The organism is Marinilabilia rubra (assembly GCF_003121985.1).
Lineage (GTDB): Bacteria > Bacteroidota > Bacteroidia > Bacteroidales > Marinilabiliaceae > Marinilabilia > Marinilabilia rubra.
The window spans coordinates 294,158-306,687 of record NZ_QEWP01000002.1; the positions used below are offsets into that span (position 1 = coordinate 294,158).

At 40.7% G+C, this 12,530-nt stretch carries 7 protein-coding genes; 3 read left to right on the top strand and 4 right to left on the bottom strand.

The window, feature by feature from the left end:
- Positions 1-90: 90 nt before the first annotated feature.
- The gene (locus DDZ16_RS03990) at positions 91-2,481 is read right to left on the bottom strand and encodes a TonB-dependent receptor (RefSeq protein ID WP_146192193.1); all 2,391 of its coding nucleotides are present in this window, start codon (positions 2,479-2,481) and stop codon (positions 91-93) included.
- 730 nt (positions 2,482-3,211) lie between these two features.
- Between DDZ16_RS03990 and DDZ16_RS03995 the strand changes: the two genes are divergently transcribed.
- Complete coding sequence (locus DDZ16_RS03995; RefSeq protein WP_109263136.1) at positions 3,212-5,101, top strand: MAC/perforin domain-containing protein; 1,890 nt, start codon at positions 3,212-3,214, stop codon at positions 5,099-5,101.
- A gap of 493 nt (positions 5,102-5,594) precedes the next feature.
- On the opposite strand, the gene DDZ16_RS04000 is transcribed toward DDZ16_RS03995, so the two are convergent.
- The 3 genes from DDZ16_RS04000 to DDZ16_RS04010 all read right to left on the bottom strand — a co-directional run bounded on the left by DDZ16_RS04000 (position 5,595) and on the right by DDZ16_RS04010 (position 9,518).
- Positions 5,595-6,593: an SMP-30/gluconolactonase/LRE family protein gene (locus DDZ16_RS04000; RefSeq protein ID WP_109263137.1), complete on the bottom strand. Its 999-nt coding sequence runs from the start codon at positions 6,591-6,593 to the stop codon at positions 5,595-5,597.
- A 136-nt stretch (positions 6,594-6,729) separates the two neighbouring features.
- On the bottom strand, positions 6,730-8,955 hold the full coding sequence (locus DDZ16_RS04005; protein WP_109263138.1) for a hybrid sensor histidine kinase/response regulator transcription factor: 2,226 nt from the start codon (positions 8,953-8,955) through the stop codon (positions 6,730-6,732).
- Positions 8,956-9,131: 176 nt separating this feature from the next.
- Entirely contained in the window at positions 9,132-9,518 is a 387-nt protein-coding gene (locus DDZ16_RS04010; RefSeq protein ID WP_109263139.1) for a hypothetical protein, read from the bottom strand.
- 669 nt (positions 9,519-10,187) lie between these two features.
- Between DDZ16_RS04010 and DDZ16_RS04020 the strand changes: the two genes are divergently transcribed.
- On the top strand, positions 10,188-10,892 hold the full coding sequence (locus tag DDZ16_RS04020; RefSeq protein ID WP_109263141.1) for a DUF554 domain-containing protein: 705 nt from the start codon (positions 10,188-10,190) through the stop codon (positions 10,890-10,892).
- Between the two features lie 12 nt (positions 10,893-10,904).
- A complete protein-coding gene (locus DDZ16_RS04025) occupies positions 10,905-12,341 on the top strand; it encodes a RapZ C-terminal domain-containing protein (protein ID WP_109263142.1) in 1,437 nt (478 codons plus the stop codon).
- Positions 12,342-12,530: the final 189 nt, after the last annotated feature.

Sequence of the window (12,530 nt, forward strand, 5' to 3'; positions counted from 1 at the left end):
ATTATAATCTTTATGTATAATAAGTAACGTTTGTTTTTAGACATGTATCTGATCATAAAGTGGTACTTTATGGACAGACAATAATTAAATTCATTTTGAGATATAACATCTTAACTTGACATAAAACGAGCGTCCGGGCTTTTGCAGACGAAAATGATCGTATAATTTGCCATCCAAGAGGTTTCTAACTTCAAAGGCCACATTGTACTTCCCGTCATGTAGTGAATAGGTCATTTCTGCGTTGTGTGAAATCTGCCGTGGAATCACATATTTCCTCTCCGGGTCGCCCTGGCTGGGCCATTTCAGAAAATATTCCTCTACGAACCGGGAGTTCAGTTGCCCGCTTATGCGATCGTGGTCGCATAAAACGCTGAAAAATTCGGCCCCAAGCGCCAGATTCCCGAAAAGGTAAGGGATATTAGGAATCCGGTCGAGATATACATTGCTTTTCCGCTGTCCTTCAAATTCTGTGTTATTGAGGATATTCTGGAAGGTACCGTTAATGCTGATAAAATAATTTCGCATCCAGGTATAGCGAATTTGAGCTTCCACTCCTGAACTCAGCACATCGCGTTGATTGACATACCGGCTGGTGGCTCCTTCAGCCTGGTTGCGGATGAAATCTTTGGCATCACGATAAAACAGGTTTGCTTCGGTTTCAAGCAGGTGAATCCCCTCACGATAGCTCCAATTGATACCAAAGTTGGCATTTAAACTTTTTTCAGGTTCAAGGGCAGGATTGCTCAACAAGTTTAAACCGTCGCCAAACATCTCGTACCCTTCGGGCAACCTGTATGCTTTCTCCACGGATGTCTTCAACTGTGCGGTTTCACTGAAAAACCAGGTGACCGCCGCACCATAACCGGTATTATTGTAATCAGAGGAATAATTGGTCCGTTCCCCACTCCAATCCACATCAATCATATGAGAATGAAAATCATAGAATTTGGCAAACAGTGTAGTGCGGAGTTTTTCGTTAAAAAACTTACCGGTATATGACAGACCGTAAATTGATTTATTCAGTTTGTTGGGCTGACTAAAGGCAGTTTCGTATCTGCTTATCGGATCGCTTCCTTTGCGGTTAACTAATGAAAGTGTATAATTAAAGTCGATGTGTTGAGTGGTTTTAAACTGATACCGTATACCGGCATTCCCGATAAGCGTTTTGTCGTTGAACCGGAACAGTGTTTTCTGCCAGCTTGCCTCGCCAATATTTTCATCATTGTTTAACTGATATTCCCCTCTCCAGTTGTACCTGCGCGAACTGGTATCCGCTACCAAAAACTGACCGTCGGTGTATGACAGGTAGCTTTTTACATCCAGTCCATCTATAAAAAGGTCATCTTTTTTATACTTCAAAAAAGGCGACAGCACTTCATCTTCCCGAAAAACCTCCCCATATGGCCGGTCCATACTCACACCATGCTGAATTTCGTTGTGATTGTCCGACAAGGTTGCCCCAACCAAAAACAGGTCAGTCCAGTTTCTTTGCCGGAAACCGCCCTCCACCTGGATCATTCGCGATTCGTATGCATCGTGAAAGCGAGGCAAATCCTGAGGTTCACCATAAGTTCCGGACTCAGGATCAACCACCTGTACCTCAACTTTGTAATCATTATCCGAATAGTTGTAAAAGCCTCTGGCATTAAAGGTCAATCCGTTGCTTTGGTTGTAATAATTGGCATTAAGAGCAACTCGGTGAGTATTAAATGACCCGAAGGAATAAGAGGCATCAATGAAATTTCTGATCGATTCTTTGGTAATGATATTCACGGCTCCGCCCAGAGCATCTGAGCCCAGATGAACCGGAACGACCCCCTTATACACTTCGGCACGGTCAATAAGATTAACGGGAATGTTATTAAATGTTAGTGATGTTCCGGCACTAACCAGTGGAATACCATCAACAAAGAATTTTACCTGATTGCCTGACAAGCCATTTATGGCAAAATCAAATCCCGAGCCAAGTCCGCCTTCCTCGCGAACAATGAGCCCGGTAGTTTTACTCAGCACAAGATTCAAATCCTGGTTACTGTTGTGCAGTGATTCTACATTCACAGAATTGATGGCATAGGCCATTTCTTTTGCTTGTCTCACCTTGCTTTTACCAGCCACAACCACCTCTTGTAAATCGACTGAAGACTCCTGTAAAACAATTTTAACTTCAGATGTTTTGCCTTCTATAACATCCACAATAACTTCATTGTCTTTGTAGCCGAGGTTTTTAATTTGCAGAATGTGTTTTCCCGGCTGGACATCATCAATAACAAAACGACCATCAACACCTGTGGCGGAACCATTTAATGACTCCGCTATAACTACCGAGACAAAAGGTAATGGCTGATTTTGTGTATCGGTAACAATTCCCTCAATACCGGCTCCGGAATTTTGAGCCTGAGTACCCGCAACTAATAATCCGAACAACAAGGCTGCAAACAACTTTTTCATGCAACCAATCCATGCACTTTTCATTTCCTGCATCAAACTTCCTTTTCTGAAATTGAACTGTGCAAACTTAAACTGAATAAAAACAGGCAACAATCCCCAAAAATTGGGGTTTAATTTTATCGCAAAACAGCCTTCAACAGAAAGCGAAATGCATTTTATCCACAATAAAAGTCACTAAAAAACTGACCATTAAACTTGCTCACATACTACTGGAAAGTGACAACGAAATAGCTGGCAACAACTCATTTTAATAGCCATATTTTATTACTTGATGTTTCGGATTTAATTGCGGAGGGCGCCAAATAGATATTCCCACCCTCACTTTTTCGAAACAAGAGAAAGAATAGGATACACTGTGAAGAGATGCTTTGAAGGTTTCGTATAAATCTTAATTACAGCCAAAAGCAGTTTATCCGACACCCCTCTGCCTGGCGAAGTTTCTTTCCTCGCAAAGAAACTTCGCCAGGCATAAATATTTACCCAACAGAAAACGACTAATTATTTATTAAAATAAAATACCAACACTCCGTTAAACTCTTATAAAAGCTTAAATATCAAGCTCTTGAGAGCAAATGAGTTTTTTATCTTAAAGCCCGGATTATCAGTGTTATATGAGTTATCTTAAATCTTATATCTAAAAGTCTACCGATCTATTGAAATGCAAAATCAGTTCATAATTCTTTTTCAAAAAGTCAAAAGGCATGCAACTAAAAGAAAAGTAAACCTTGATATAAAATAATTCAAATTTCAAAACCGAAAAACTATGGTAAGAATTACAAGTCTATTGACATTACTGTTAATCTTATTAGGGAATAATTCCTTAGCCCAGGACCTGGCACCCGGAACAGACATTGTCGGATATGGATATGACATTTTTGGCGAATATGCCAATCAAAAGAGCAAGAAACGTTACTGTTTGTTCGAATATACCAACAACGAAGAAAAAGTAATAACAAGCAAAACATATCTTGTACCTAAGAATGTCATAGTTGAAAACATATCCGAACACATTGTCAAAACCGTTTCCGGAGAAAGCATGCGCGAATATGCCCAAAGCCTTTCGGCCAAAGCCGGTCTGTCTGTCGACGCTTTTGCATTCAGCGGATCTGTTGAGTCGAGCTTTAACAAGTCCGGCTCAGGTATGAAAAAACATTATTACCATACATACATGGATGCCAACACCAAGTGGCGTATTTCACTGGACATTAGAGGCGATTATGTTGATCCACTAAAAGAAATGCTGGAGCCCCGATTTGCCAATGATTTGAAAAACATGCCCGCGAAAACCCTTTTCGAAACTTACGGCACCCATTATATTGCTTCAGCTTATTTAGGCGGACGAGCTGACTTTAAAACAAAAACAGTCATGAGCTCTAAAACAAATACAGAGGAAATTGGCATGGCTGTAGAAGCCAAATATCACGCTGTATCAGCCAATGCTTCGCTGGATAAAAAGCATAAACAAACTCTGTCTAATTCTAAAACCAAAACCCGATTAACGGTTGTAGGTGGAAATTCGGAATATGCCAATAACATCAACGATCCTGTCACTTATGAAAAATGGGCAAGTGGCATTGCTGAAGCACCTGTTCTTTGTGATTTTGAAGAAGGAAGTTTACGCCCAATATGGGAACTTGCCGAAACAGAAGCAAGAAAAAATGAATTAAAAGCCGCTTTTAATAAATTGCTGCAGGATTACCCTTTACCAGCAAAAATGGCCAATGTTGTTTCCCTAAAAGATGATGCCTACATGGTAAAAAACAAAGCCTGCGGCTTATTTTGGGATTTTGACGGCTCTAACCTGAATGCCAAAAAGTATTCGAAGTTAAAACTGAATAGAAAAGATTCCAGGTATGAAGACAAGCAGGGTTTTGATAGAATAATAAAATTAATTCCTAATGAAGAAAACCCTGAATTTGTCCGGATTCAGCCTCAGCATTACCCCACTTTCCTGCACCTGTCAAAAACTCAGGATTATATAAATCTGCATGCAGGTAATGAAATAAATCCGGGAAAAGATTTTAAACTTGAGCCCGTTGATGATGAAGATGGGTACTATTATATTAAAATTCGAAAAACAGACCAGTATCTTACAGCACCCGGAGGAACGGACACACAGGAAGATGCAGTAATTTCTCTAAACGATTTTACAGGGGAAGAAAACCAGAAATGGAAACTGGAAGAATTCGACCCCAAAAACATTGCATTCCCGGAAACAGCTTTTTATGCCGTCAAATCATTTGCAGCCGATAAATATTGGGATTTTCCCGGAAAATTTCCTGACATCAGTGGAAATAAACTCCGATCCTATACCATGGGTAAACAGGAGGGAGACAGGGTTTACAAATTTGCGCGCCTTTCAGAAAGTGATGAATTTTTGATTCGTCCCGGTCATGAAAGCAGCCGTGTACTTACTGCCAGAAAAGTTGGAGAACAATTGTTTGCATTCGACCAAAAGCGATCAGACAATCAGCTGTTTACCTTTGAATATGCCGGAAAACCAAGAGCATACAAAATCCGACACAAAGGAACCGGAAAATACATTCACCTAAGAAGCGACCGCACCAATATGAATGGCGCCGAGATAAAAATATACCATGGTCAAGCAAATAAAGATTACCAAATGTGGGAATTGATATTCCACAAGAAATAATAAGTGTTTGTCTCATAACCAATTGTGTACCGGTCGTTTTTTTTAAAAGGGCCGGTATTCTTTTTGATGAAATAGCATCTCTACAACTTCCAATTTTAATCAATCTATTGCTCTTTCAATTACTGCTCATCTCTATTTTGTATCAAATCAGCAAAATCCCTTCAATAAGGGGTTATTACCCCCTGCACAAGGGGTTTTTATCCCTTACACCAGGGTTTTATTTCCAGATACAATCGTTCATTTAAAAAAAAATGTGGAACGTCATCCGATGCTAATACTCCAATTGTCAGAGAGAAACCCAGCTCGTCGACGTTTATTAACTTAAAAGGGGCTGTCCCAAAAGTTTAAAACACCAAAAGAGTGTCATGTTGAGCGCAAGCAGAACATCTGTTTGTCGAACGAAAATATTCTTCGACAAGCACAGAATGACATCAAATATAGACTTTTGAGGCAGCCTTTTATCTATCATGAAAGTTAACTCATTACAACACTCTTACTCATATTTTGGAACAGCAACAACTTCAAATTCTACATCAGGATAACTTCCTGTTGGTGGAGCTACATCAAAATGTGCATTTACCAGATAAAGTCGGTCACCAAATTCGGCAACAGTGGTTGGGATACCAAAATTATCATCGGTTATGGTGCCTGCCAGGGTTCCGGAAACAAAGTATTCGTTCAGCCTTATTTCAGTTACCTGATTCAACATGTTCTGAACCACGTAAAGCATCTTACCGTCAAGCAGAATCCCATCTGCGAAAGGAAGCAATGCTCCTCCCAAATCAATCAGCGAAGCTTCTCCTGTAGAGGGATTTATGTTATACAATTCACCCCGGCCGGTATTAGCCAGAATTAAATGCTTGCCGTTGGGTGTCGCATCGATTCCGTTGGCAAAAGCCCCAAGTTGTGGAATCGCCGGATTTGGTTCCATACTGAAATCGCCGGTTAACGGCAAAGCAATTGCTTCAGCAGTTTCGGGCAAATTTCCATTGTTTAAAAGAGGAACTTTATATAGTACCGGCTCAAGTGAACTGGAGAAGTAGACCGCCTCCCTTGTAACCACTACATCGTTGATCATTGCAGTAAAGGGCTCTGCGAAGGGAATAGATGCAACGAGGTCACCTGTATTTGAATCATACACCGCACCCGATCCCCAAAAACCTTTGGCCGCATACAAATAGCCGGTTCTGGGATCAAGAGAAAGGCCTACTGTCTGATCCATTCCAGCTGGAGCGTAAAGAATCTTTCCTTCTCCGGTTTGCAGGTTACCCTTGTAAATCTGTCCACTTGCCAGGGAGCCCACATAAAAGCAGTGTCTGGGGCCAGTAACAATTCCTTCCGGCTGAAATCCGTCGGGGAGCTCAATAACATCAGGGAATGCTTGTTTCGTAGCCGACTTAGTCATTTCCTGTAACTCGTCTTCGAAAAAGGTGTTTTCGTTATCGCAAGATACAAGAAGTATCAATGCGATCAATAATACTAATCTTTTCATGGTAAAGGTATTTTTAGTTTCACCGAAAAGTTAGCTGAATACCAGAAAATTACCTTGCACTATTGTTGCAAAGCCTTGCACATAACCCTGAATTCTGGACGAGAGGTTAATTTCGAGTTGCTAAGTGGTGAGGAGACTAATTCGAATGTTTTTGACGCAAAGAATTTGGTGTCACCCCAAATTCTTTGGTAAAAATCCTTGAAAAATAAGCAGGATCTTTAAACCCAACCTTGTAAGCTATTTCCGAGATACTTAAATTGGTTTTTTGAATTTTTTCCCAGGCAACAGATATCCGGTAGAAGCTTATAAGATTTGATGCCGACAAGCCAGTTAATGCTTTTATTTTTCGGAACAGTTGAGAGCGAGACATCCCCAGCTGCCTGGAAAGTTCAACAGGATTAAAATCTTCATCCGAAAAACGTTTTTCAAGCACTTCCCTGGTTTTCATCAGAAACTGCTCATCGGGCCCCGGTTCTTTTTCCTGATGAATATCTGATACTATGGCCAGCGTTTTATATTTGGCTTTTAATTGATTGCGGTTTTCAATCAGCTTTTGCAAACGCACCAATAGTTCGCGGGGATTAAAAGGCTTGGTAATATAGGCATCTGCCCCCGTTTCAAATCCCTCAATCTGTGATGACTCATCACTCTTAGCTGTCAAAAGAACAATTGGAATATGACTTGTTTTGAAGTCTTTTTTCAGCGTTTTGCACACCTCGTACCCATTTTTACCGGGCATTAAAATGTCAGAAACAATAATGTCAGGAACTCTTTTAAGTGCGATATCAATTCCCTGAATCCCATTTACAGCCCGCTCAATTTGATAATATTTGCTGGTCACCGTTTCCAGATAGGAAACTACGTCATCGTTATCTTCAATCAATAATAAATGCGGTAGTTCCTTTCGGGATTTCGTTTGGGGGGTTTGGAATTCCGGATTTTTTAATTCATTGCCTGCGCTTTGAGCATATTCATTGGTTGGTTCTGTTTGAGCAGCCTTATTTGTGACGGGCAGCAGAACAACAATTGTAGTTCCTTCACCGGGTTGGCTGCTAATAAATAAATTTCCGTTTAGCAACTTTACAATTTCTTTTACTAAAAGTAATCCAATTCCAGCCCCCTCATTATGTTCTTCATTGTTTCTGTTAACCCTGTAAAACCGGTTAAATATAAAAGGAATTTCCTCTTTTGAAATGCCAATTCCGGTATCTTTTATTACCAGTTTCAGTACACGACCCTGGAAGTATCTTTTATGGGGAAATAATGAATATCCCAGACCATCAAGCTTAAAATCTTCACTGAGTTCCGAAACCTTAAAACGGATGTGCGCATTCTCCTCAGAATACTTAATCGCATTTATTAAAAGATTCCCCACTAAAGATTCCAGCTTTTCAGGATCAAAATCCATAATTAACTCCTTTGACGCAGTTTGAAAATTTAAGTCAATATTCTTTCCATTGGCTAAATGCTTATAAGGTTCAATAAGCTGACGAAAATAGAGGATAACATCAGTTTGGGTATTATTGACCTCCATCGTTTGTGCTTCAAGTTTTGAAAGATCGAGCATCTGATTAATCAATTGAAGAAGCCGGATAGCATTTCTTCGGATCATTGGAATAGGGTTCGAAAAACTTGTTTTCGATATTTTAGTATCCGGGTTGGTTAACCCAAGAATTACAGTAAGAGGCGTTTTGAATTCATGAGTTATCCCGGTGTAAAAGTTGGTTTTTATTTTATCCATTTCTTTTAAATGCTCGGCTTCCATTTTTTGGGCACGAATACGCTCCTGAATGTAATTATTAAGATGGTCGTAAAAAACTTTGGCCACAACAAGCAAGTGAAGTACAAAAAGAATATGATTTATGGTCGGTGTAATTTCGGGAACTTTAGTAAGAAACGGCTGTAAGAATGCTGCAACAATAACCGAAGAAATATAAACAATAAAGATATACCGGATTTGACCTGGTTTCAAAAAAGATAAGGCATTAAGGGCACCTGCAAGACCAATAAAAACAACTCCGCCCGAGTATAAAATACCTCCAAAATAAAGCACCGCAGCAAAGGAAAAAAGCACATAAAAATAGAGGTTAACCAGTGCAAATATGTTTGTTTTACGATTTATAATCAGAAATAGCATCAAAATAATCAATTCAATGAGTATGAAAATGCTCATCCAGACAGTAAGTTTATACAGTTGCAAATTCCAGAATACAAATGCCATAAATATCAGGAATGGAATGCCCGGAGCAAGAAAGTATACGAAGCGTTTTTTTTGAGCGAGATCCTCTAAAGAATCTCCTGTTGAAGAAAAGTGTTTCTCCAACCACTTACCCATCCCACTATCTGCAAATTGAAAGTTCATGAGCGGATTTGAGATTATTGATTCAACTCATGGTTAGTGCCTGTACAATTTACGAAAAAAATCTGCGTAAAAGTGGATTATCGGATTATGAACACGCCTCCTAATACACATAGTTCTCTATTCCCTTAAACAAGGGGTTGATTTTTGCTGAAGCACCTACACTGCAGTTTTGCCCTTCACTTCACGGAGCTTTTATGTCGACTCATCCAGGCAATGGCCCCCTGAATGGTCGAGAAGGGAGTAATGAACAAGTTGTTGTCAGCATGTCCAAGCATCATAATTAGCACCACATTGTGTGGATCATTGGATACTACGGCTATTTTGAGGTTGTTATACAAATTTGCTCTTGTCCGCAAATTATTGGTTAGGAGATTTTGCTCATCTAAGTCATAATCCAGCAAAGCATTCCGGCAATCGAAAATCAATCCCGCCGTTTCTTTAAGAACATTGTCTTTTTGGGCCAGGTGATTGGAGAAAGACAATACATCTTCAATGGAAACTGAGCCGGTTTGCTCCTTAATCAAAATCTTTAAATCACTTTTATATTCAAGACTGGATGACATCTATACCAATTTTTAACAAAGTATTCAATTAGTATAGACGACCGGTTGACCAAACCGTTGGAATATTGTTCCAAATTTGTTTTACAATTACTATTCATCATTATACTACATGCCGATTAGTTTGGTGTATATAAATACTTTATCCTCCAAATCATTAAACATATATTAAAAATAATTGTCTGCCCGGCCCACTCCCCCTCGTTTGCAACGAGGGGGCAGGATAAAATGCAATGCCTTTCCGGATATTTTTTTGAGCCAATGCACATGTGCAATCTGCTTATGGAGATTTTTTTGAGACAAAGCAGACGTGTAATTTGTTTTTGGAGATTTTTTTGAGCCGATACACGCGTGCAATGCCTTTCCGGAAAGTTTCTTTGAACCAATGCTCATGTGCAATCTGTTTACGGAAACTTTTTTAAGCCAAAACAGACGTGCAATGTGTTTAGGGATATTTTTTTGAGCCAATGCACGCGTGCAATGCCTTTTCGGAAAGTTTTTTTATTCAAGGCGGGGTTACAATATATTTTTGGAGCTTTTTTTTGGTTTTGGGTTAAGAGCTTCGGGTTTTGTGACACTGCCCTTCCACCCTGTACCCCTTTTTTTCTTTTTTTCTTTTTTCTTAGCCCGTGGAACCTTATTTTTGCAGCGCATCCAATAAAATACCTATAAATGACAGGAACTTTGGTCAATGTAGCGACTGTAATTGCCGGTAGCTTGCTCGGCATTATGTTCAGGCACCGTTTGCCCCGACGGGTGGTAACAGTTGTATTTCATGGTATCGGTCTCTTCACCATCGGCCTGGGTGTTTCCATGTTTCAGGAGAGCCAATGGATCATAGTAGTGGTATTGGCGCTTTTGTTTGGCGGCATCACCGGTGGCGCTATCCGGCTTGAAGAACGCATCGAAGGCCTGTCTGAGTCTCTAAAACATAAGTTTCGTTTTCAGGACGAACGTTTTACCGAGGGGTTGATCACTGCGTTTCTGCTATTTTGCATGGGGTCTCTCACCATTTTGGGCGCCATCGACGAGGGTGTGGGTAACGGTCCCGAATTGCTCATTACCAAAGCAGTGCTCGACGGATTTGCAGCCATGGCCTTGTCTGCCGCTATGGGCATAGGCGTATTATTCTCTATTGTTCCGCTACTGGTTTACCAGGGGGGCATCACACTCTTGTCGATGTGGCTGGGTAATTTCTTTGCAGAGCAGGTGGTTAATGAACTAACCGCCACAGGTGGTGTTTTGCTGATAGGCTTGGGCATCAACATTCTTAAACTGGGAAAAATCAAAGTAACTGATTTGTTGCCGGCACTGCTTTTTGTGGTACTGTTTGCCTGGATGAAATACATTAACCTTTTTCCATTCTCACTTTTTTAAACCGATATCATTTTGAAAAATTCATATCCTCCTCAACTAAAGCAACTGTTTAAAGAATGGGCCGACGAATCGGTTGAGAGCTTTACGGCATTGCCCCCATCGGGTTCAAGCCGACATTATTTCCGCATTACAAGTGCCTCCAAAAATGTACTCGGAGCCATCAATAACGATGTGAAAGAAAACCGGGCATTTCTGGCTTTCAGCAATCATTTTAGAAAACTGGGATTTCCGGTTCCGGAGATCTATCGTGTCAACGAATCAGAGGATTGCTACCTGCTTGAGGACTTTGGCAACACGACCCTCTACGACTGGCTTTCGACTTCCCGAACCGGGAAAACCATTCCGGATAACATTATAGATTTTTACAAACAATCGCTCGAGAACCTGATCCTGTTTCAGGTAGAAGGTGCTAAAGGCCTGGACTTCGGATACTGCTACCCGCGTCACAGCTTCGACAAACAATCCATGCTGTGGGACCTCCACTACTTTAAATACTATTTCCTTAAGCTGGCCAAAATCCCTTTCGATGAACAGTTGCTGGAGGATGATTTCAATGCTTTTGCCGATTATCTGCAACAGGCCGAAAGCAATTATTTTCTCTACCGCGATTTTCAGTCGAGAAACATCATGGTCACCGAAAATGGTCCGGCCTTTATCGACTATCAGGGCGGGCGCCGGGGAGCTTTGCAGTACGATCTGGCCTCGTTGCTTTACGATGCCAAAGCCGACCTGCCACATGAGGTGCGTGAGGAATTGCTCGATTTTTACATCTCGAAAGTAAAAGAAAAAACCAATATTGATGAAGATGCTTTTCGTAATTTCTTTACGGGATATGTCCTCATCCGCATTATGCAGGCCATGGGAGCGTATGGCTTCAGGGGCTTTTACGAAAAAAAAGAACATTTTCTGAAAAGTATTCCCTATGCCCTTGAGAACCTGAAATACATTCTTAATAATTTCTCGTTACCGGTAAAATTGCCGGCACTGATGGATGCCCTCGAAAAGGTGACTCTTTCCGAACAATTGCAACAGATAAGTGTCTCCACCCAATTAACGATTAGCATCAACAGTTTTTCATACCGCAGAGGAATTCCTGTTGACAGCTCGGGGCATGGGGGTGGATTTGTGTTCGATTGCCGATGCATTCATAACCCCGGACGTTACGAAGAATATAAAAGTAAAACCGGACTGAGCCCCGAAGTCATTGCCTTTTTTGAGAAAGAAGACGAAATGAGTACTTATCTAAAGAGCGTATTTACACTGGCCGACCAGTCGGTAACCAAATACCTCGAACGTGGGTTCAAGAATTTGATGTTTAACTTTGGATGTACAGGAGGCCAGCACCGCTCGGTTTATTGTGCCGAAAATCTGGCCCTCTACTTACGCAAGAATTATCCTGTAAAGGTAGAGCTCAAACATATGGAAATGCCGGCATGGCCAAGGGAATAAAGCAAATTATTCCGTACCCCAAACAAAAGAAACACTTCAGGAGTTAAAGGAGAGTAAGAAATTCGGAGGTATCAAACCCGAAACCTCCTTAACAGGGAACGACAAAAGAGAACGATTATGAGTAAGAAGAAGTGTAAATCAAACAAAGAAAAAGAATTGAAGCCCTCACATAAGTTTGAATGCAAGAAG